Below are 21,384 nucleotides of genomic sequence, written 5' to 3'. Positions count from 1 at the left end.
TAAGCCGACAAACACAAAGAGCGCATGATGCGCTCTTTGGTTATGGTGTTATTGATGAAGCTATATCAAAACAGGCGATCAATCAGATAACTGTAGGTTTGCGCATACAGTTCGGCACGGCTGTTATTATTTGATGCCCCCGCATGCCCGCCTTCCATGTTCTCGTAATAGAGCACATCATGGCCTTGTGCCTGCATGAGTGCCACCATTTTACGGGCATGAGCCGGATGCACACGATCATCCCGGGTAGAAGTAGTAAAGAACACTTTCGGGTACTCTACCTCCGGCAACACATTGTGGTACGGGGAATAGGTTTTCAGATAAGCCCAATCATTCTCCTCATCGGGATTACCGTATTCCGCCATCCAGCTGGCACCAGCGAGCAACTTATTAAAGCGCTTCATATCCAGCAACGGCACCTGACACACCACCGCATTGTACAACTCAGGCCGACGCGTCACTGCCGCCCCCACCAACAAACCGCCATTACTGCCGCCCTGAATCCCCAAGTGTTTCGGTGAAGTGATCTTACGCGTAATCAAATCTTCTGCGATGGCTTCAAAGTCTTCATACGCTTTATGGCGATTATGCTGCAAAGCGGCTTGGTGCCAATCCGGTCCATACTCCCCGCCGCCACGGATATTCGACAGGACAAACACCCCACCGCGCTCTAACCAGTTTTTCCCGATCAAACTACTGTGAAAAGGTTCCATACTGAGCTGGAAACCACCATAGCCGTACAAGATGGTCGGGTTCGTCCCATCCAGCTTTAATCCCTTCTGATGAATGATGAAGTACGGAACGCGTGTACCATCTTTGGAGGCGACAAAATGCTGCTTCACTTCCATCGCGTCGGCATCAAACCGTAATGGGCTGGCTTTAAGTGATGCGATCTTGCCATTCTCTGGCGTCACCTGATAAAACGACGGGGGTGTCAGGAAGCTGGAATACTCGACAAAGAAATCGTCGTTATCTGAAGATGCATTGAACAGGTGAATTTTACCGTTCTGTTCAAGGGGAATATCGTGTGAAGCCCACAGCCACTGGCCTTCTTTGTCACGTTTGTCACGCTGATACACACTCACCCGGTTGGTCACATCTTCCAGCCAGTTCACCACCACATGATTGGCGGTAAATTCCAGACCATTCACCGTGGCGTTCGCAGCCGGTTTGACAAATAACTGATAATCCGGCGATGCCGTCAGCAAGGACGCCACCGAGGCGTAAACAATACTGCCTGACGCAAAGGTTTGGCCTTTATGGATCAAGTCTTCACGCAGCATGAAAAACAAATCGCCTTGGAAAACCCCCGCGATATCCAGTTTCTCTGGCAGCGTCAGCGGTTTGGCTTCCCCTTTCTGATACAGGAAGTAATCAAACGTGAAGAAAGTTTTTCCTTTATTGATCAGGGTATAAGTCTGCTCACTGTCTCGATAGCTGCTGCCATACGTCAGGAATGACTCCGGCTCTGCTTCAAACACGGTTTTCGCTTCCGTCAATGGCGTACCGCGCTGCCACAATTTAATCACTCGCGGGTAACCCGAAGTGGTCAGTGTGCCTTCACCGTAATCAGTGCCCACCAGCAAATGGTCTGCATCCACCCAGGTCACACCGGTCTTGGCTTCGGGCAACACAAAGCCACCTTTCACAAACTGTTTGGCGTCTAAATCAAATTCTCGTAACTCAATGGCATCTGCCCCGCCTCGCGATAGCGCAATCATACAGCGCTTAAATCCCGGCTCTAAACAGGTGGTGCCTTTAAATACCCAGTCTTCCTTATCGGCCTTGGCAAGCGCATCGAAATCAATCACGGTTTCCCATTTCGGCTCAGGCTTGCGGTACTCTTCCGCACTGGTGCGGCGGTAAATCCCTTTAACGTGCGTGCTGTCTTGCCAAAAGTTGTAGTAATACTGACCGCGACGCGTGGGATGCGCGAGCCGATCTTCCGCATTGAGGATGGTCAGACTGTCTTGATAAATCTGATCAAAGGTAGACACTTTTTTGAGGTAATCGCTGGACTGCGCATTTTGTGCCTTTACCCAATCAATGGCCTTTTCACCGTGCACCTCTTCCAGCCAAAGAAAGGGATCAACAGATTCTGCTGCATGTGAAGCGCCTGAGTTGGCCGCCAATAAAACCGCTGACAGTGCGGCAGTGCTATTATTCATCATTCCCTCGCTTTTCCGTTCCATGTCCTGTTATCGTATTACACCGTTACAAGAATGTGAACAAAAGGCAAATCAAAACACCGTGCGGCCAAGTCATTATGCTGATAGGGATTTACACTAACTGATTAAGCATAGCGTTGTGGTAAGGCGTTAATGGCAACCCCGCTTGTATCTTGCCCACATAATCGGGATTGGCGATTAACGGACGACCGATAGCCACGAGATCGGCATCCCCGTTTTCCATCATGGTAACAGCACGTTCTGGTGTATAACTGCCCGAGGCAATCACCGTGCTTTTGTATAGACGGCGAATGTACTGAGTCATCGAACCTTCAATGTAATTAAACACACGATCATCCTCTGATCCGGTATGCACGTAGCTTAATCCACACGTATTCAGTTGCTGCAGAAGGTAATCAAACACCGCTTTGTCTTTCGGATTTTCCGCCATGTGCAGATAACCTACCGGTGTGAGACGAATGCCCACATGCTCAATTTCATTTTTCACTGCATTTATCACATCAAGCACAAAGCGTGACATGTTTTCGGGCGAGCCACCCCATGCATCGGTCCGCTGATTCGTTTCCCAATGTAAAAACTGATCAACCAAATACCCGTTTGCACCATGGATTTCGACTCCATCAAATCCGGCGCGACGTGCGTTAGCCGCAGCCAGTGCAAAAGCGTCAATCACCGCCGTGATATCGGACTCTGTCATCGCGCGAGGCGTCCCATACTGTATGCCATCGGTACGGGGAACTCGTCCTGATAAAGCGACAGCAGAGGGTGCGACAGGTAGCTCTCCGCCCAAATACACCGGATGAGAAACGCGGCCACAATGCCAAATTTGCGCGAAAATTTTGCCGCCTCGTTCATGCACGCGATCAGTCACGACTTTCCAGCCGGCAACCTGCTCTTCACTGAACAAGCCCGGTGTGTTTGGATACCCTTGCGCAAGGGGTGCCACAATGGTCGCTTCTGTAATGATCAAGCCCGTCTCCGCACGTCTGGCGTAATACTCAGCCATCTCTTGGGTCGGCACCAACGCATCCGTTGCCATCGACCGTGTCATCGGAGCCATCACAATGCGATTGGTCAGCGATAGATTGTCACTCAATGTAAAAGGGGCAAGTAAAGTATTCATGCCAATTTCCCTCAATGTTCACAGCTTAGTTTCGGCGTTTGCGACAGACAGCCTTTACGCAACAAATTACGCAAAAGTACCACGGATCGGGTAATCATTCTCCGGGTTACGAATAAACGCCAGACCAGATAACAACACTTCCAGTTCCGGGCGCGCAAACGGGCCATTGGAAATATCCACCACCTGCACTTGCCCTTTCTCGTTGATCACAAACAATCCAGGTTCTGCAAAGGGGTGATCAGTTTCTTGCTCTGAGCGCGGATGAGAAATATACAGCCCTAAAGCCTGCATCTGTGCAATCGATAAACCATGACCAATAGGGAAACTGACCGACAACTGCGGCATGTGTGCAGCTAACTGCGCTTGACTATCCGCAGAGGCCGCTACCACATCGACACCTAATGCCAAAAACTGCGCCTTATACGTTTCTAACGCATTCAGGTAACGGGTACAGAGCGGACAATGCTTACCACGGTAAATCACCACCAATTGCCAATCTGCCCCATTCTGTGGCTGACCTAACGTAACGGAATCGCCCCCTAACGTCGGCAATGTGATAGTGGGAAACATGTCGCCTGCGGTGAATTTTGTTGTTGTCATCATGCAATCCTCTGAGCGTGACAGCGACCGACTTTGTCGCGTTCTTCGTAAGTGGATGCATCTTAATGACAATCAATATTGACTGAAACTGTGCTATTGTGACTAGCATCCATGCGATTTTGGAATAATCAAAAACGTTATGGCTGAGCAACACTGATAGTTAGAAAAAGCATTACTTAGGAAAACCGTCATGGATCAACTCAGCGCGATGCGCGCCTTTGTCCGCGTGGTACAAACCGGCAGTTTCTCTGCGGCTGGCAGAGACATGCATACCACCCAAACCACCATCAGCAAAAAAGTGGCCGCCTTAGAAAACCATATCGGTGTGAAGCTACTGACCCGCAGCAGCCGTGATCATGCGTTAACCCAAGCGGGCGCAGAATATTATGAGACTTGCGTAAACCTGTTAGGGGAATTAGATGAGGCAGAAGCGCGCGCCCGTTCCGATATCGCCCTGCCTCGCGGTGTATTGCGCATTACCGCGCCCGTCGCCTTTGGTCGTTTGTTACTCGCGCCAATCATCTCCGAGTTTTTCTCGCGCTATCCCGATATTCAGGTGGACTTACTGCTGAGTGATAAGCACGTCGATTTGATCAGTGATGGCATCGATGTCGCTATTCGCGCCCGCCAGTTGGAAGATTCCACCCTCATCGCCCGGCACCTGTTTAACAACAACATGCTGGTACTGGCTTCACCTGACTATTTCGAGCAATTCGGCAAGCCCATAACCCCCAATGATTTACAGCAACATAACTGCCTCGCCTACGCAGGGATGAAAACTGTCAATACCTGGCGCTTTTATGACGATGACAAGGAAATCACTGTGCCGGTAAAAGGCAATTTCCAAAGTGATAACGGGGATGTATTACTGGAGGTGGCATTAAGCGGCCTAGGGCTAGTCTTGCTGCCCATCTGGATGGTGAAGCCGTACTTAGAATCCGGCCAGCTGGTACAGGTATTAGCGAACTATACAGGGCAAGATATCCCGTTTAATGCCATCTACCCACACAGCCGTTATACCCCGCTCAAAGTGCGTTGCTTTGTGGATTTCCTTAAAGAAAAACTGGCACAGTGTGAAGCGCTAACCCTCTAACATAAAATCTAAATCTGTCATCACACAACCAGAGACAACATCGTGGTTACCAAAAGGTAACTACTTGTCGGGCTACGTTTTTCTTCCTAAAGTAGGTATTGCCTATTTCGATAACGTAACCATACATCGTACAAGGAGACGATATGGCACATTCAGTGAAGCTTAAAGCAGGCGACGACTTCCCATCCCTTACCGCCACACGGTTAGACGGCAGCTCTGTCACACTGGGAGCGCCTCAAGGGGACGCGACCTGGCAGGCCGTCTTTATCTATAGAGGCAAGCATTGTCCATTGTGTACGCAATACCTCAATGAACTGGAAACTTACCAACAAGCCTTTGCCGATGCTGGCGTGGATATTCTGGCGGTTTCGGCAGATGCCAAACACCAGCTTGAGGCGCACTTGGAAAAGCTGACCATCAGCTTCCCTATTGCCTACGGCTTATCAGAAAACGCCATGAAGACACTGGGCTTATACATTTCCATTCCGCGTTCAGAGCAAGAAACCGACCATCACTTTGCCGAACCGGGGCTGTTCATCGTCAACGAGAAAGGCCAATTACATGTCGTGGATATTTCCAATAATCCCTTTGTCAGACCAGAGCTGGGCGCATTAACCCGAGGGCTGGCTTGGATCCGTAACCCTGATAATCATTACCCGATTCGCGGCACGCTTGATTATTGAGACATAAACCGCGTACTCATTGCTTCATGAAATACAAAAACGCCCAGCGAATCGCTTCGCTGGGCGTTTTGTTATTCACTTAATCAGCTCAATATTAAGCCTGTGCAGGTACCGCTGGTTTTGCTGGTGCCGCAGGCATTTCAGCAGACAGCGCTTCCGCTTGCTTTTCTAGTTCTTTCGCCGTTTTCTGGCTCATGAACTCTTTGTACAGTGCTTCTTTGTCTGTTGGGTCAATCGGACCCGCAGCATTCGCCAGTACATTGAACACTTTTTCTGTTTCAACTTTCGGCATTGTTACCAGCGCACACACCTGATCAACACCAGCAATTTTCACAACAGCGATTTGCTCAACCTGGCTCTTCTGTAGTGAAACGCTAGCGACTTGCTTTGCCGCTTGCTCAAAAGAGGTACCGGTTGAGGTATTGCCTGCTGCAGAATCCATTTTTTGGTACGTCTTTTCCAACACGCTAGCTTTAGTCTGCATGTTTTGCGCCAATGTGTTGCGCGATAGCGATACCGCATGGTTACGGTCAACAGAGAAGTTACCTGTTGCCGTTACGCAGTTAGACGCCGCGTAGCCGTTCGCTGACGCCGGGCTCATTACCCATGCAGGCAGTTGAGCACTTGAATCGTTATTCGTGGTTGGCTGAACCGGTGCGGTATTTTGAGATGCACAACCGGTCATTAGCACAGCAAGCATGGCTGCAGATAATAGTGATTTTTTCATTGTATGCCCTTATTAAATCATGGAGTAAGTTTCATGCTGCTGATAGGTTTGCATGCGCTTATTCACTTTCTCTAGGTAATTGCGCGTCTCTTCGTACGGCAAATTCGCCATCAAGTGATGGTAAACCTGGTTTGGCGTCATGGTGTTAATTTTATTAATCGCGGCGCGTACGCTACGTTCACCAAACGCTTTTGCAACGTTACCTGAGCCGGTGTTATATGCAGCAATCACCGCATAGGTCGCGCTTTCTTCATTCTCGATGCCGCGCAAATAACGGCCTTCCAGAATCTTCAAGTACGCCGTCCCGGTTTCAATGTTAATTTTCGGGTTGTACAACTCCGACGGTTTCATCGGCTTGTCTTTACCACGAAATAGCTTATTCACATCATGCCCGGCGGTAGTCGGTACAATCTGCATCAAACCGTAAGCGGGTACATGGGATTTCGCTTTCGGGTTGAAGTGCGATTCCGTGTGCATGATGGCTAACACCAGCGGTGCTGGCAGTTCATGCTTGTCACTTTCCGCATAGATGTACGGCATGTAGTTTTTGGCACGATCCGACACCGCAGACTTTGGAATACTGGAGGTGTATTCCACCATACGAGATGATGAGCGCTGGAATTTCACCTGCGTTTGGGCAAAATTTTGTTCCATTTGCTGCAAGCGCTTGGCTTCGTTTTGCTTCATGATCTGCTTTTGTCGGGCCAGCAGTGCGTCTTTTTGCGCATCCGTCATCATTGGCTGTTCATCTTGTTCGACATAGATGTCCAACTGACTCATCTGACGATCGGTCTGATCTTTGATCTCTTGCTTTACTTTCTCAAGTTCAGCCTGAGCCGGCGCAATCGCTTTCACTTCCACTTGCTTGGCTGTTACTTTCGGCGTGTCGATGCCCATTTCGTTCAGTAATGCGCTATTTTTAGCAATCACCTGATCGATTTTCGCCACTTCTGCCGCTGTTTCTTTAGCTGGCGTTGACGCTGTTTTTTCCGGCAACTTGTAGCTAATGCGGATTTCACCTTTTTCAAGGTCGATCACCGTACGCGAACCTTGTTGGGCATCATAAACCACCAATACATCCTGTGAGTCTGTATTGGTATCACCCCAAGTATTCAGCGCATTGTTCTTTTGCTTATCCCATTTTTCCAGGTTAGCCATCTGCCATTGATTAAACTCTTCAATGTGCTGGGCATACCACTGGTTAAATTCTTCGCTGTGATCCGCAGACATTTCAGAAACTGCCTGATCGAGTTCTGCAAAAGGATCGTTGGCTTGCACATTGCCCATCAGCAAAAGATTGATGGCAATGGCCAAAACACCGTGTCTACATTTCATTGTGGGAGATTTCCTTATTACAAGGCGTTAGAAATACGCACTAAGATCACCGGCAGACGCTTCGTCCTGTTGGGCGATATCATCTTCAACTTGCAAGATAAATTGTTCACACGCAGGGCTTTGACAGTATTTAGCAATACCGAGACTTGTGACCAAATCTTGGCCGTACTGCCACTCTGCCAAACGCAGAATAATGTCATCAGTCTTTATCGCACTGATATCCACATACTGCTGGTAATACGCTGTCGCCTTGGCATTGTCTTGCTGGCTAAGCAGCAAGGTCACCAAACCAGCGGCGTCCATCGCCACGGCGGGTTGCTTCATCAGATATGGCAACATCGGCTTCATGGCGTCGTACTGCTGGGTGGCAAAGTACGCTACGGCATAGCTCAATGCGGTGGCATCCAAGTTCGTGGCTTTGCCACTGTCTGTTAACGTCGCGGAGCATGAGGCTGACTGACTGCCGACATTGCTGTAATGAATGTCCGATAAATCGTAACGAAGGTTAGTCATCGGCCAAGTAGAGAACCGGGACGCAATTAAGCCCTTCGCGATCAGCTTATCTTCGTATTCCGCACGCAGTGGTAATCCCAACCCCTTACGGCATAATGCTTTCATCTGATTGGCAGACAACGGCGTCTGACGATTGACCGTGACCGTAAAGTCAGAGGACGATCCAGCCACCTCATAAGTGGTGCCGGCAAATTCCCAATGGGTCGTTAACGCAGAAGCTGGCGACGCAGACACCGCTTGTTCGGCCATTGCTGGCAGGCTTACTAAGCCCGCCAGCAACCACGCCCTGACTTTATAGGTCGCTAACATTGCTTACCTGGCCAGATGGGCCTTGTGCATTGTTACCGCCCTCTGTCAGGCCACCTGTAGTACCCACTTTGTGTGCCGTACCGGTATTTTTGCCTTCACGAACACGCTGCTTGTTTTCTGCTGCCGCTTGTTTCGCTGCCGCTTCCAGAGAAGGCGCGTAAACTGCAACAGCTAGCATCCAGTCGCCGTCGCTGCTCTTGAACGTTTTCACTGAAACGCCTGGTGGCACTTTACCCGCTGCGAATGACTTGTAAGATTCCGCAGACTTCATGTTGTTCATGAACGTGTGCTTATCTTCTGCCAGTGCGGTTGCATCTGCTGGGTTGATGCTGTCTTCTGGGTAGCTGAACTGCTCGTTCTTCTCTAGCTGGTTTTCACTGAAACCGCCTTCCCAGTACACTTCTTCACCCTGCATCACGGCAATCAGACCGTTACGCGCTTTCGCTTGTGCCTGTGACTTAGACATAGCAAGCAGTTTGCGCTGAACGCTCTTGTTCTTGTTGTCACGAATGATGGATGAACCGAAACCAAGAACGAAAGACTCGCCGGTTTCTGGGTTAGTGATCACTTTCGCGCCCACTGGCGGCATCACGCCAGCCTGTAGATCACCGATAATCTGCTTGAAGATCGCATTTGGCTCAGTGGTTTGCGTCAATGCACCCACTTTACGCTTGGTTTGCTCACGCGTTTTCGGTGTTGAAATCAAACTTACACGAACTAGTTTCTCAGCAGGATCATCGTACACGTCAAACGTCACGTAACCGGCCAATGCACCTTTTACTGACTCCGCACAGTTGTCACTCATCATGCTGGTGGTGTTTGCCACGCTGTCGGTCGCAGTATCAATCGCATCCATGGTTTCGTTCACAGCAGTGGCACACATGTTCTGCATGCCTTCCATGTTCTCAACCAATTGCTTTTTCGCGATCTGGAACGCTTTCATGTAGGCCGCACGCTTTGACAATAGTGTTGCGTTACGGTTTTCGTACGTCTCGTAGCTACCAGAACCGGTAGACAGAATGCCGACACCTGAGCTGACAGCGATCATTTTCACGCCATCGCCTTCATCTTCAATCAGGCTCTGGTGAGCAACCAAAACCGCCGCTTTTGGATCGTCAGCGATGATCACGTCATCCACTTCTTTTACGTCAGACGTATCAACCGTCTGCGTTTCTTCTGTTGCTGACGTTGCCGGAACAAGATCATCCAGATCAAAATCCACACTTGCGTGCGCAGTATTAAAGGTTGCCGCCAATAGCAGCGACAACAACGTTTGTTTAAACATGTGTATTCCTAAATTTTTTTCTTAAAGCACATTGATCTGATATTCATTCATCACACTGAGCTTGGAGCGATACTTGGGCTGATGAACACGCAGAGTGGGCTCAATATACTGAGCCAATTCACTGGCATTGCTGAGTGAGCGAAGCTGCACCACCACTTTGTTCGACTTGGTCGCCATCTTGATGTCAGACACACCATTAATGGCACTCAACAAGGTAAACAATTGCCCTTGTTGACCAGCGGCACGAGTGGAGAAAATCAGCTGACGCACCGGACCACCACGCATGGCCATTTTTTCCGCTGCGGTTTGAAGCTGAATTTTGATCGCTTGCTTGGTCTGATCCGTCGCCAGGTGTATGGCCGCTAACTGATCCAACATGCCCGGCTCATTCGGTAAGCTCATGAACGTTGGGTCGTTACGCCACGTGGCGTACTGATTGCCCACGCTGTCTCGCATCACCGCGATAATTTCCAGCTGTAAGCCAGACGAAGTGACTTTGGCTTTTTCTGCCACATCCAGAATGATGGTGGATTGCGCCTCATCAGACGACAAATCAAATCCCATTCCGGCAAGGGTTTCAGAAAAGACACTTTTCACCACAGGCAAACGCGCATTCACATGCACCGACGGCTGGCCCAGACTCTTAATGAGCTGCGCAACCTTGTCTTCCATTTTCTGGCGTTCAACGTTGACATCCAGCGTTAAAGACAAACTACCATCGGCTTGTTTTTGACTGGCAATTTCATTCCAGCTGGTGATCATGCCTTGCGATTGCATTGACAATGACTGACGTGTCACTTCTTCAATGTTGAAATCATCATTATTGGTATCTGCCGACATACTGGAGTACATCTGCTGCAGATAACCCGACTTCACCATCACGCCTAATGCTTGACTGATAGCACGACGGAAAGCGTCTTGTTCAGCGGCCTGGCGCGCCGTCAGTCCAGACTGGTTTTTACCTTCACCGGTCACGACCACTGAAATCGTCGGCTGTGAATCCCACGCAATCCCGTCATCACCACCCGATAAGGCATCGTCAGCCGGCGGCGTCAATCGCACCGTGACACAGGTATCATCACCCTGAATTTCAGGACGGCCGAAATCCGCATGGACGGTACCCTGAGCAATCCCGGAGATCAGAACTTCACGCGTATCTTGGTCGTATTGCTCATCGAGCAACATGGATTCATCCGTCGAGAATGAAAATGAGGTTTCACCCTCTAAGAAAAGACGCAGGTTATTCAGCCCTTGCGCCTTTGCGGCTTCGATGGCAAGTGCCCCGCGTCCATATGCACAGCCTTGTTCGACAAGAGCCAGCGACGAAGGCTGGCTCAAATCAAGTTCCAATGCGGATGCAGTCAGGGAAACGAACAAGGTACTCAGCGCAACGCCGTGAGTTAGCCTTTTTCGACCCATGTACTACGGTCCTTCATGAACTCAGCTGGTACACCGACACTCACTGCGAAAAGACGACGATTGCGATCCGGACGGTAAATGCCCGCTTCCGCTTCATCTTTCACTTGGTCAGCCAGCTTGCTGTCTTTCCAACGCACAATCTTACCTTGTGCACTCTGCATGCTTGGGTTAACTGTCGCGACACCGATTGGCTCAACAAACCCGGCGCTGTATTCAAACACCACCATGGTTTCGTTTGGCAACACACCAGCGTTCTGACCACGGTCTAGCGATACGCGATCGCCTTTAATACCCATAACCTGTGCGGTTGATGGCATTTCCGTCAACAGACGAGACAGCATGATGTCAAAGCCACGTGAAGACATTTCATTCAACACAGCACCGACATCTTTACCACTGGTGTAGTTAAAGCCACGGTAGTATTCACCGTTCGCAATCACCGTGGTGAAGCTGTTTTTCTCACGCACATCAAAGTTAGATACACGGATTTTACCCACATTCGGGTAGCTCAGCTTCTCACCGGTATACGGGTTGATCACACCCACGGTCATTTCCATCGAGGTTTGGAACAATGACTGCGTTGAACCAAACAGCATGTCACCGGTTTTCAGCACGTCCACTTTCATGGCGTAGTCTGTTGACAAGCGCGTACTGTTTGCCTTCTTCGTGGCAACGTTCAGTGCCCCTTCAGACTCTGTAATTTCTTTCATTACAGCGTTAACAGTATCGGTGTCACGGGTCACAATGCGGAAACGGTTCACACCGGCAAACTGGTTTTCCAGCGTATTTTCCAATGCTTTGGATTTGTATTGGTTGATGGTGCTGTGCATGGCATTGAACACGCCTGCCGATTGACCTTTCAACGTCGCGCTTAAATCCGTGTTCACATCACCGAAGTAAATACGAATGGTCTTTTTCGCTAGCGGACAACGTGCGTCTTCACGCTCAACATCGTAAGTACAGAAATCCAGTCCCTGCGTATTGAAATACGCCGGTACTTCGATATCTTCATTGCTGAAGGCTTCTGCTGATTTGCCGAGGATCAGCGAAGAGTTGCCTGCATTACTCTCTACAGCGTAAGTCTGGCTACCCTTGCCGGTCGCACAACCAGCAAGAGCCAAACTCACTGCCACTACACCGGCAATGTGAGTTAGTTTCATTATGACTTCACTTTCTCAGCAAGGACTTTGTCTAGGTTCTCTAGCTGCTCGATAGTGTTCTGATCCATTGAAATCAGCGTGTTTGCATCGTATGCAAGCGTTGAACGTGCTTTTAGCTCATTGTATGCAGCAACAACTGGTACCACTTCTTTCTTCTCGCCTTCTTCTTTCGATTCGTTAGAAAGTGCAGTCAGAAGGTTACCGATACCTTGGTTTGCAGTGTCATGAGCAATCGCCGTCGCATTTTGAGAAGCAATGATCGCAATCTCAGCGGCCTGCAAAGCAAGGTCAGCAGCCAGTTTCACGTTCTTGTCAAAAATCGCATCTGAGGCGTTTTTGTACGCTTCAACCTGTGGACGGATTTTCTTGTTTGCTGGTTTGTCTGCGTCGAACTCGTTCATCGCAACCAGTAGCTCTTCGTCAGATTTGTCTGCGTTAATTGCCAGGAAGCCAGCAACATCAGCATGCTTAGAAGCTAGCGTGCGGTAATCACCGAATACCGAACACTGACGCTCTTGAATAGACACCATCACTTTTGATGCTTTATCTACTGCGTAAGAAACGGTGGTGTAATCAGAACCCAGTTCCGCACAAGTCTTAGCCAGTTCTTTTGTCATTTCTGCACGGTCTGCCGTTGCAGATGTCTGACCGTCCATTAGTGAACAGCCTGCAAGTGCAGAAACAATAAAACCTGCCATTACTGTCTTCTTAAGCATTATTTTGTCCTTTTTAATCTAACAATGAGTAAATAGATTGGGTTTGTACTTTTTTAATTATTTGCTGACGTGCCAGTTCAAGGGCGCTGTCAGTACTTGTCGGCGATGTACCTATCGCCGAAAGCTGCTTTTGTGCCACAACCACACCTGGGTTGCTGGCTTCAAAAATCTGTAAAATAAGGGTTTGTTTCGCGACAAACTGCTTACCACGTTTCCCCTTTTGCTCGTTGCCTTTGAGGTAAACCGTGATATCGCCGTGTGCAGACGCCAGACTTGACTCCGTCAACGCGGCTTTCATCTGAGCGGCAAAACGGTCATTCGATGCACGATAAGAAATCTGTACGCCATTCTCATATCGGGCTACGTGGCGAATTAAGCGTGATTGTTTATCTTGTGGTAACGCTATTTCATCTGCCCCCAGAGAAGACAAAATGATCAGCGCCTGCTCACTACTAATAAGATCAGAACGGATATTTCCAAGACGCTTTACATCACGCCATTGCTTGCCAGACAGTGGCAAATAGTCGGAAATAATATCGTGGTGTTCAGCCACATCTTGTTTTAATGAAGCAATCCAGCGTGTTTTATTAACACGGAATTGATAGTGACAAGTCGACGTTTCACAATTGACACTCACCATTTCGAGATGGGGAACATCAATAGGCAAAGAGCGGATCACTGAGCGCATTTCATACTCAGAAATCACTTTTCCGTCTTTGTTTACCTGGCGAGTTTCTTCTTCAACTTCAATGTTGCTATACAAACTTAAAGCGAGTTGCTGTTTTGCATCTTTCGCGGCTTGCTGTTCCGTTTCGCCGAAACCATCAATCGTTAAATACGACTCTGCACAGGCGGCACTAACCATACCCAGAAGGCATAACCCTGTGAAATAACGAACAAATGACATCGGACTCACTCTTTACAACCGCACATCCCTGATAACTGTTCGCGAAATGTAACCAAGAAAAATGCCTTCTTCAATCCACCAAAAAACATCGAGTGACTCGTAAAAAATGCATATTCATTCAATCTCACAATGGAAAAAGTGTGATCTTTCTCCAAATTATAAATTTTAGTTGATGACAGGAGTACCGTCTTTATTGCGCTCTTAGCGGAAGCGACAAACCGCTGTCATTAAGCGTCAAAATACCGTCGAATCATTCCTATTCACGATCCCGAATAATTCCTTTATTTATATGCATTTTGCTTATTTATATTTTTGTGATCTGAAACAAACTATTAATTCTCACTGATATTTAAACGTTTAAAAAACACCCATCAATTTGTTTATGAAATAACATTTCTTTTTTGATTAAACTCACAAAAATCCTTTTCCACTCGCACATAAAATACGTTTTACACATATTTCAACGTGTTTAGATTCTCCTCTATGGCTAAAACAGGATGATATTGTTTATTTTACAGACAATAAAATGACGTTTTTTATCTTCATTTATTACTGTCTCAGCGATTCTAATCGCCCCCCTCACCTTGTTGTCACTATGTCGAGCGACTATATTTTTGATCTAACGTGCTTCATAAGCCCTATAAGTAGAAAAGACTGTACCCTGCGCGATTTTCAACAATAACAACATCATGTGCAGAGAAGTACAGATACCCCTACTGTGACTACACTCAGAAGGAGTGATGTTGTGAGCAAACTCGTCTCCAATATGATGATCGCAAAGGCATTAGGGATAATGTCGCTCGCTGCACTCACCAGCAGCCTCCCCAGTTATGCCGATGACCAATTTGATGTCGGCAAAGAAAAAGCCAAAGTGTGTATGACCTGCCATGGCGAAAACGGCATTTCCAGCATTGAGTCCTACCCCAATCTGCGCGGACAAAAAATGACGTACATGATCTCCTCGCTGAAAAGTTATCAATCGAGAGAACGTTCTGGTGGCTTAGCCGTACTCATGCACCAACAAGCCGATGCCCTGTCGGAACAAGATATTGCTGATATTTCATACTATTACTCGAAACTGGGTACTGACAGCGAATAAGAAAAGGAGTATCCCATGACCGATGCCCCTTACAGCATCAAGGTAGTGAAGTACTTTATTGTGGCCTCCCTCGTCTGGGCGTTCATCGGGATGCTCATTGGGGTCATTCTGGCCGCGCAACTGTACTGGCCATCACTCAATTTTGACTCTGAATATTTCCAATTTGGCCGACTGCGCCCGCTGCACACTTCCGGGGTCATTTACGGCTTTGTGGTCAACATATTGATGGGGACATCGCTCTACATTGCCCAGCGTTCCTGCCAATGCGCCCTCTATAATCGCAGCCTCGCCTGGATGGTGTTCTGGGGCTGGCAATTAATCTTACTGCTGGCCGTCATTTCCTTGCCCTTAGGCTACACCACCTCAAAAGAGTACGCGGAACTGGAATGGCCGATTGATATTCTGATTGTGGTGGTATGGGTGCTCTATGCCGTTTTGTTCTTTGGCACCTTAGCGCAACGTACCGTTAAACACATCTTCGTCGCCAACTGGTTTTATGCTGCCTTTATCATTGTAATTGCGATGATCTTTGTGGTGAATAATCTCGAATTACCCGCTTACTTCATGAAGTCCTATTCGGTCTATGCCGGTGCGCAAGATGCCATCGTGCAATGGTGGTGGGGACACAATGCGGTGGGCTTTCTGCTTACAGCCGGGGTGATTGGGATGAACTACTACTTCATTCCCAAAGCCGCTGAACGGCCGATTTATTCTTATCGCCTGTCCATTATTCACTTCTGGGGGCTCGTCGGTTTTTACACCTGGGCCGGTACCCATCACCTTATCTACTCGTCTGTGCCGGTATGGGTGCAAAACATCGGTATTGTGATGTCACTGATCCTCTGGCTCCCCTCTTGGGGGGGCGCATTCAACAGCGCAATGACACTGCTGCAAAACAAAACCAAGCTCAAGAATGACTACATTTTACTGTTCTTCTTCTCCGCCATTATTTATTACTGCCTCGCCACCTTTGAAGGGCCACTGCTGGCGATCCGCTGGTTCAACATGATTGCCCATAACAGTGAATGGGTGATCGGCCATGTACACTCCGGCGCGTTAGGTTGGGTGGGTATGTCAGGCATTGCGGTGTTTTACTGGTTTATTCCAAGGCTGTGGAACAAAGAACAATTGTGGTCGCAGCGGCTGATCAAATGGCATTTCTGGCTTGCTCATGCCGGTATTTTGCTTTACGCCGTCGCTTTATGGATTGCGGGCATTGGCGAAGGCTACATGTGGCTGGCACAAAGTGACAACGGCCAATTGATTTACAGCTTTGTCGAAGCCATGAATTTCAAAGCGCCGTGGCTATTCCTGCGCTTTGTCGGTGGGGCGTTATTTGTCTTGGGGCTGGTGCTCATGGCCTTCAACTTGTACAAAACATTACGCTCGCCGGTGATCCTTGTGGCAAAGGAGGCCTGATATGAGTGCTGATTTCACGAAATCTGTTGTCATCCTGATCGTGGTTATTTTCGGTGTGGCCTCGTTATCGCTGCTCACATGGGTCGTGCCCAATATTCTGTATGACGGCGATTTGAAAGCCAAAAGCCTCGCCAAACCGTTAACCCCCATCGAGCTGGCCGGACGGGATATATATATCAGTGAAGGTTGCCATGTGTGTCACACCCAAATGGTGCGCCCGTTGGATCCGGAAGTGCGTCGCAATGGCCGTCCGAATGAAGAAGCGGATGATATTTATGAATTTCCTAACTTGTGGGGGTCGAAACGTACCGGGCCGGATCTCACTAATATTGGGCGCAAATATTCCGACCAATGGCATGCGATCCATCTGATTAACCCGCGCCAAGTGGTGCCGACCTCCATCATGCCGGCGTATCCGTGGTTGTTTGAGCAAGTACTCACTGGCGATCGCATTACCGCAAAAATGCTCACGTTGCGCACCTTAGGGGTACCCTATTCTGATCAAGACATTGATAACGCCCGTTTACAAGTAAGAGGGAAAACAAAAGGTGAAGCGTTAATTCGTTACTTACAAAGTCTGGGCGTCGATACCTCGCAGCCTGACAGCGCAACGTTAACGCATGTACCGCGATCTGAGGGGGCAGACTAATGGCTATGTTCTGGAACCTGTGGGCGATCATTTGTACGGTGGTCTTTTTTGCCCTGATGGTGGGCGTTGTCTTGCAATACTGGCGTCGTAACAAAGAGGCCAATCAGGACACCGTGATCGGCACCTTCGATGGCATTGATGAAACCGATGCGCCCCCGCCCAAGTTACTGTTTGTGGCTTACGCCATCGCCTTTGCCTTGTCTTTCGGCTACCTCATTCTCTATCCGGGATTGGGAGATTGGCCCGGCTTAGTCACTTGGCAGCAAAGTGATGACAAACTCAGCCACCCCACTACCAATCTTGATGAGCAATTTGAACAAATTCAGGACACGTCACTGTCTGCACTGGCCACTCAACCAGACATCGTGGCATCCGGACGCATTTTATTTCAAACCCACTGTGCCGCCTGCCACCGGGATAACGCTCAGGGAGCCAAACACTTCCCCAACCTGATTGATAATGTGTGGCTGTACGGCGGCACCGATGAAGCGATTATTCATTCCATCGAAAAAGGCCGTAACGGCGCCATGCCTGGCTGGGTCGATGTGCTTAATCAAGATCAAATCGCCAAGATGTCGTATTACTTGGCCTCCCTTAACCAACGTCACACCGATGTGCCACCGGTCAAAGTGGAGTTAGGGCAAGGGCTCTTCATGCAATATTGTGCGTCGTGCCACGGCAATGGCACCATCGCCAATCAGTCCCTCGGGATCCCAACACTGGCTGATGATGTCTGGCTACACGGCGGCAGTATTGAAGAAATCCAACACACCATTCGCAGCGGGATCAACAACGTTATGCCCGCGTTTGAAAACCAACTCAGCCACAATGAAATTCTGGCGCTGGGCGCTTACATCACCAAAGCGCGGCTAGATGAAGACGGCAAACTGGCTCAGTTAGAAGCAAGTGCGATTGAGCGCGGGGAATATCTGGCCCATGCCGGTGACTGCGTGGCCTGTCACAGTGCAGAAGGCGGTGAGCCGTTTGCCGGTGGCCTGCCCTTTGTCACCCCATTTGGCACCATCTATTCCACCAACATCACCCCACATGTTACCGAAGGGATCGGCAGCTACACCTATGAGGACTTCAAGGCCGCTCTCGTTGATGGGAAAGGCAAACACGGTTATTTATACCCCGCAATGCCTTATACCTCTTACCAGTATGTTAGTGAAGAAGACATGCACGACCTGTGGGAGTACATGCAATCCATCACGGCGGTATCTCGTCAAAACGACAAGAACGCCATGATGTTCCCGGCCAATATTCGCCTAGGCTTACTCGGCTGGAATATCGTGTTTATGGATACTGCACCACTGGATTTGACCCTGCCAAGCGCATTAGAACGTAAAGTGGATGACGTGGAAAAATGGCAGAAAGGGAAATATCTCGTCGCCGGTTTAGGCCACTGCTCGGAGTGTCACACGCCACGAAACATTGCACAGGCACTGGAAGAAAAGCGGATTTTCCAAGGCAATATCATTGATGGCTGGAACGCCCCCGGGATCACCGCCACAGAGTTGTTTGTGGATGGCTGGGATATCACGTCACTGACAGATTTTCTTCACACCGGACACTCCAGTAAAGGGTCGGCGTTTGCGGGAATGGCAGATGTGATCAAAAACAGCCTGAGCCTGATGACCCGTGATGATATCGAAGCCATGTCTTACTACTTGCTGGCCGGTGATACCAACAATTTCCTCGCCGAAGGCAGCCAGCGTTTGCAACCCTCTGGGTTTACCGATGCCGCGTACCAGAGTGACATCTACCAAACCTATAACCAGACCTGTGGCGCGTGCCATGGGGAAGACGGCAAAGGTCGCGACCCAATTGCCCCTACCCTGCTCAATAACGGGATCATCATGCACCAAGATCCGTTCAATACCATTGCTGTGACCATTCGCGGCTTGCAGCCGACCTATCTCGATAAAGATCGGAACTTCATGCCGATGGCCAGCTTTGAAGATATTTTGTCGGATCACAAACTGGCAGAGCTGATCACCTTTGTGCGCAGTTATCTGGGCGCAAGAGAAAAGCCCGTCACGGCGGAAGATGTGAAATCGGTACGTGAGCAGCTGGAAAAAGCGGGTTATACAGAAGGGCTACACACCACGCCTTACATGTATGAGCAGCGTGATGGGAATATCAATATGAACTAGCGGGGCGAGTTGCAGGATAGTGAATTGAAATAAGAAGTAAAAAGAAGAAGCAAAGGGAAAAGCAATAAAAAAACAGCCCATCGATAGCCTATAAGCTAAACGATGGGCTGTTGTATATTGAGTGCTGATTACGACAACAAATTAGTCGTCTAGCAGATCATCGAGGTCAACATCACCGAAGATGTCTTCCCAATCAGGGCCGTCTTCTTCATCAATGTCTAGCTCCAGTGCATCTTCGGTTGATGCATGGGTCATTGGCAGAACGCTGTAATCTTTCGACAGAATCTTATCAACGAAGATCCAATCACAGTTCACTTCTTCTTGGGTAAACGTCACGGCCATGAAACCACGGTCAACGATGTTCGCCCACTTCAGATCGGTGATCAGTTCTGGGAACAACTTCTGCAGTTCACGCATCAAGACTGGAGGCAATGGCAGGTAGTGCTCAATACCCGGCGAGCCAACAGAAGACGCCGCGAATTCTACGCCACAGTTATTACCTTGCTTATTCACCAACTCGCCAGCCCACGCGTTGTGCGTATCACCCGCAAAGCTCACGAATGACTTACCGTACTTGTTCATTTGCTGGTAAACCCAGTCACGATCTTTCGGGTAACCGTCCCACGCATCCAGGTTGTATGGCGATTTCAGAATGCTTGGGTGACGCGCCGCTTCCATAATGATGTTGCAATCAAACGGGGTACGAGTGCGGTGTGCTTCTTTCGCGCCCATGAATGCCAACAACAGGTTGAACGGCACATCCATCTTGGTCATCAACACTTGCTGACCCAATGCTGTCCAGCGGGTTGAATGGTTACGCAGCTCGCTCGCAATCCACTGCTTCTGCTTCTCACCCAACAGTTCGTGACCATCTGCATACAAATCTTTCTGTAGCTGATCGTAAGCCGCTTGTGGATCCGCTTTGCTGTAGTTGCCGTAATCCAACTGCTCGGTACGGCCGGTGACGCGGGTATCCAGCATCAACAGGTGTACAAGGTCGCCGTACACAAAGCTACGGTAGATCTCGCCTTCTGCCACCATATTGTCACGGATTGGCAACCACTCATGGAATGCCTGAATCGCCGCTTCACGACGGGCAATGAAGTCACCTTCTTGTGGCTGATGGTTGAATGCACCATCTTTCCACGTGTTATCGGCAATTTCATGATCATCCCAAATGTGGATGAACGGCATGCTCGCGTGCAACGCTTGCAGATCCGCATCTGAACGGTACTGTGCGTAACGCTTACGGTAATCGGTCAGCGTGATACATTCGTGTGCCGGTGACGGAACGCGGTCTAGCTCAATGGCGTGATCGCTCGCGTATTCACCCATGCCGTATTCATAGATGTAATCGCCGATATGCAGCAAGGCATCGAATTTTTTGCGCTTGTGCTGACGCACGATTTCACGGTAAACGTTGAAGTAACCCGCTGGGTGGTTCGCACACGTGGCAATGGCAAAACTCACTTTATCGACGTTGTTTACAGGCAGCGTTTTAGTCACACCTGTCGCTGACTGCATAAAGTCAACGAAGAAGCGGTAGTAGTAGGTTTTGTTTGGCTTTAGGTTAGCCACATCCACTTTCACGATGAAGTCAGATGCTTCACGCGCCAATGCTTCACCTGACTGGTAGTTTTTGCTGAAACGCTTATCGGTCGCGATTTCCCAGTGAACCGTCACTTCGTTCACGTTCAGGAATGCATCCGGCAGGAAACGGGTCCACAGGATCACGCGATCAGACAGCGGGTCACCACTGGCTACGCCGTGGGTAAAGCCACCGTATACACGTGGTGCGGTCTCAGCCTGTGCATTTTCAAGAGAGGATGTCGCAGAAGAAGTTTGAGCAAAGGCTGTAGAAACGATACCTGCACCAGAACCCACGGTGAGGCAGCGAATAAAGTCACGTCTTTTCATTATTAATTGTTCGTGTGTATCAAAGATGGCGCGAAGTATTGGTAAATTACGTAAAGCAATCAATAACAAACACATATCTACTTAC

Annotated in this window: 18 protein-coding genes; 6 read left to right on the top strand and 12 right to left on the bottom strand. The window is 49.1% G+C overall.

Features of this window, described 5'->3' with window-relative positions:
* Window positions 1-65: 65 nt before the first annotated feature.
* The 3 genes from ABT58_RS04575 to ABT58_RS04565 all read right to left on the bottom strand — a co-directional run bounded on the left by ABT58_RS04575 (window position 66) and on the right by ABT58_RS04565 (window position 3,912).
* Window positions 66-2,168: a prolyl oligopeptidase family serine peptidase gene (locus tag ABT58_RS04575; RefSeq protein ID WP_047873594.1), complete on the bottom strand. Its 2,103-nt coding sequence runs from the start codon at window positions 2,166-2,168 to the stop codon at window positions 66-68.
* Between the two features lie 112 nt (window positions 2,169-2,280).
* Complete coding sequence (locus ABT58_RS04570) at window positions 2,281-3,312, bottom strand: alkene reductase (protein WP_047873173.1); 1,032 nt, start codon at window positions 3,310-3,312, stop codon at window positions 2,281-2,283.
* A 66-nt stretch (window positions 3,313-3,378) separates the two neighbouring features.
* Window positions 3,379-3,912, bottom strand: a complete 534-nt coding sequence (locus tag ABT58_RS04565; RefSeq protein WP_047873172.1) for a peroxiredoxin-like family protein — start codon at window positions 3,910-3,912, stop codon at window positions 3,379-3,381.
* 190 nt (window positions 3,913-4,102) lie between these two features.
* On the opposite strand from ABT58_RS04565, the gene ABT58_RS04560 reads away from it, so the two are divergent.
* Window positions 4,103-5,005 carry a LysR family transcriptional regulator gene (locus ABT58_RS04560; protein WP_047873171.1) on the top strand — a complete coding sequence of 301 codons (903 nt, stop codon included), beginning with the start codon at window positions 4,103-4,105 and terminating at the stop codon, window positions 5,003-5,005.
* A 143-nt stretch (window positions 5,006-5,148) separates the two neighbouring features.
* Window positions 5,149-5,688 (top strand): redoxin domain-containing protein, encoded by a 540-nt coding sequence (locus tag ABT58_RS04555; RefSeq protein WP_047873170.1) that lies wholly within the window; start codon window positions 5,149-5,151, stop codon window positions 5,686-5,688.
* Window positions 5,689-5,782: 94 nt separating this feature from the next.
* On the opposite strand, the gene ABT58_RS04550 is transcribed toward ABT58_RS04555, so the two are convergent.
* The 8 genes from ABT58_RS04550 to ABT58_RS04515 are packed head-to-tail and all read right to left on the bottom strand — an operon-like array spanning window position 5,783 to window position 14,059.
* Window positions 5,783-6,415 carry a hypothetical protein gene (locus ABT58_RS04550; RefSeq protein WP_047873169.1) on the bottom strand — a complete coding sequence of 211 codons (633 nt, stop codon included), beginning with the start codon at window positions 6,413-6,415 and terminating at the stop codon, window positions 5,783-5,785.
* A gap of 12 nt (window positions 6,416-6,427) precedes the next feature.
* A complete protein-coding gene (locus tag ABT58_RS04545; protein ID WP_047873168.1) occupies window positions 6,428-7,750 on the bottom strand; it encodes a transglycosylase SLT domain-containing protein in 1,323 nt (440 codons plus the stop codon).
* 27 nt (window positions 7,751-7,777) lie between these two features.
* The gene (locus tag ABT58_RS04540; RefSeq protein ID WP_047873167.1) at window positions 7,778-8,572 is read right to left on the bottom strand and encodes a hypothetical protein; all 795 of its coding nucleotides are present in this window, start codon (window positions 8,570-8,572) and stop codon (window positions 7,778-7,780) included.
* Window positions 8,556-9,857, bottom strand: a complete 1,302-nt coding sequence (locus tag ABT58_RS04535) for a hypothetical protein (RefSeq protein WP_047873166.1) — start codon at window positions 9,855-9,857, stop codon at window positions 8,556-8,558. The genes ABT58_RS04540 and ABT58_RS04535 overlap by 17 nt, the downstream gene beginning before the upstream one ends.
* A 21-nt stretch (window positions 9,858-9,878) precedes the next feature.
* A complete protein-coding gene (locus tag ABT58_RS04530; protein ID WP_047873165.1) occupies window positions 9,879-11,276 on the bottom strand; it encodes a hypothetical protein in 1,398 nt (465 codons plus the stop codon).
* Window positions 11,258-12,436, bottom strand: a complete 1,179-nt coding sequence (locus ABT58_RS04525; protein ID WP_047873164.1) for a hypothetical protein — start codon at window positions 12,434-12,436, stop codon at window positions 11,258-11,260. Before ABT58_RS04525 ends, ABT58_RS04530 begins: the two co-directional genes overlap by 19 nt.
* Complete coding sequence (locus tag ABT58_RS04520) at window positions 12,436-13,152, bottom strand: hypothetical protein (protein WP_047873163.1); 717 nt, start codon at window positions 13,150-13,152, stop codon at window positions 12,436-12,438. The genes ABT58_RS04525 and ABT58_RS04520 overlap by 1 nt, the downstream gene beginning before the upstream one ends.
* Before the next feature lie 13 nt (window positions 13,153-13,165).
* On the bottom strand, window positions 13,166-14,059 hold the full coding sequence (locus ABT58_RS04515) for a hypothetical protein (protein WP_047873162.1): 894 nt from the start codon (window positions 14,057-14,059) through the stop codon (window positions 13,166-13,168).
* Window positions 14,060-14,852: 793 nt separating this feature from the next.
* Between ABT58_RS04515 and ABT58_RS04510 the strand changes: the two genes are divergently transcribed.
* Genes ABT58_RS04510 through ABT58_RS04495 form a run of 4 tightly spaced genes read left to right on the top strand, consistent with a single transcriptional unit; the run spans window position 14,853 to window position 19,382 of the window.
* Window positions 14,853-15,158 (top strand): c-type cytochrome, encoded by a 306-nt coding sequence (locus ABT58_RS04510; RefSeq protein ID WP_082211000.1) that lies wholly within the window; start codon window positions 14,853-14,855, stop codon window positions 15,156-15,158.
* A 15-nt stretch (window positions 15,159-15,173) separates the two neighbouring features.
* On the top strand, window positions 15,174-16,577 hold the full coding sequence (gene ccoN, locus ABT58_RS04505; protein ID WP_047873161.1) for a cytochrome-c oxidase, cbb3-type subunit I: 1,404 nt from the start codon (window positions 15,174-15,176) through the stop codon (window positions 16,575-16,577).
* Window position 16,578: 1 nt separating this feature from the next.
* A complete protein-coding gene (locus ABT58_RS04500) occupies window positions 16,579-17,226 on the top strand; it encodes a cbb3-type cytochrome c oxidase subunit II (protein ID WP_047873160.1) in 648 nt (215 codons plus the stop codon).
* The gene (locus ABT58_RS04495) at window positions 17,226-19,382 is read left to right on the top strand and encodes a c-type cytochrome (protein WP_047873159.1); all 2,157 of its coding nucleotides are present in this window, start codon (window positions 17,226-17,228) and stop codon (window positions 19,380-19,382) included. The genes ABT58_RS04500 and ABT58_RS04495 overlap by 1 nt, the downstream gene beginning before the upstream one ends.
* Before the next feature lie 141 nt (window positions 19,383-19,523).
* Here the strand turns inward: ABT58_RS04495 and ABT58_RS04490 are convergent, their stop codons facing one another.
* Window positions 19,524-21,299: an alkaline phosphatase D family protein gene (locus ABT58_RS04490; RefSeq protein WP_158261709.1), complete on the bottom strand. Its 1,776-nt coding sequence runs from the start codon at window positions 21,297-21,299 to the stop codon at window positions 19,524-19,526.
* Window positions 21,300-21,384 lie beyond the last annotated feature (85 nt).

It is taken from the genome of Photobacterium aphoticum (genome assembly GCF_001029435.1).
Taxonomy (GTDB): domain Bacteria; phylum Pseudomonadota; class Gammaproteobacteria; order Enterobacterales; family Vibrionaceae; genus Photobacterium; species Photobacterium aphoticum.
Note: the sequence above shows the minus strand (reverse complement) of the source record. Positions and strands in the feature narration are given on the sequence as shown.

Bases quoted from the DNA above. Each gene is read 5' to 3' on its own strand.
- ABT58_RS04500 (WP_047873160.1), top strand. From the start codon at position 16,579: ATGAGTGCTGATTTCACGAAATCTGTTGTCATCCTGATCGTGGTTATT.
- ABT58_RS04535 (WP_047873166.1), bottom strand. From the start codon at position 9,857: ATGTTTAAACAAACGTTGTTGTCGCTGCTATTGGCGGCAACCTTTAAT.
- ABT58_RS04530 (WP_047873165.1), bottom strand. From the start codon at position 11,276: ATGGGTCGAAAAAGGCTAACTCACGGCGTTGCGCTGAGTACCTTGTTC.
- ABT58_RS04545 (WP_047873168.1), bottom strand. From the start codon at position 7,750: ATGAAATGTAGACACGGTGTTTTGGCCATTGCCATCAATCTTTTGCTG.
- ABT58_RS04540 (WP_047873167.1), bottom strand. From the start codon at position 8,572: ATGTTAGCGACCTATAAAGTCAGGGCGTGGTTGCTGGCGGGCTTAGTA.
- ccoN (WP_047873161.1), top strand. From the start codon at position 15,174: ATGACCGATGCCCCTTACAGCATCAAGGTAGTGAAGTACTTTATTGTG.
- ABT58_RS04495 (WP_047873159.1), top strand. From the start codon at position 17,226: ATGGCTATGTTCTGGAACCTGTGGGCGATCATTTGTACGGTGGTCTTT.
- ABT58_RS04525 (WP_047873164.1), bottom strand. From the start codon at position 12,436: ATGAAACTAACTCACATTGCCGGTGTAGTGGCAGTGAGTTTGGCTCTT.
- ABT58_RS04555 (WP_047873170.1), top strand. From the start codon at position 5,149: ATGGCACATTCAGTGAAGCTTAAAGCAGGCGACGACTTCCCATCCCTT.
- ABT58_RS04565 (WP_047873172.1), bottom strand. From the start codon at position 3,912: ATGACAACAACAAAATTCACCGCAGGCGACATGTTTCCCACTATCACA.
- ABT58_RS04570 (WP_047873173.1), bottom strand. From the start codon at position 3,312: ATGAATACTTTACTTGCCCCTTTTACATTGAGTGACAATCTATCGCTG.
- ABT58_RS04515 (WP_047873162.1), bottom strand. From the start codon at position 14,059: ATGTCATTTGTTCGTTATTTCACAGGGTTATGCCTTCTGGGTATGGTT.
- ABT58_RS04550 (WP_047873169.1), bottom strand. From the start codon at position 6,415: ATGAAAAAATCACTATTATCTGCAGCCATGCTTGCTGTGCTAATGACC.
- ABT58_RS04490 (WP_158261709.1), bottom strand. From the start codon at position 21,299: ATGAAAAGACGTGACTTTATTCGCTGCCTCACCGTGGGTTCTGGTGCA.
- ABT58_RS04560 (WP_047873171.1), top strand. From the start codon at position 4,103: ATGGATCAACTCAGCGCGATGCGCGCCTTTGTCCGCGTGGTACAAACC.
- ABT58_RS04575 (WP_047873594.1), bottom strand. From the start codon at position 2,168: ATGAATAATAGCACTGCCGCACTGTCAGCGGTTTTATTGGCGGCCAAC.
- ABT58_RS04520 (WP_047873163.1), bottom strand. From the start codon at position 13,152: ATGCTTAAGAAGACAGTAATGGCAGGTTTTATTGTTTCTGCACTTGCA.
- ABT58_RS04510 (WP_082211000.1), top strand. From the start codon at position 14,853: ATGTCGCTCGCTGCACTCACCAGCAGCCTCCCCAGTTATGCCGATGAC.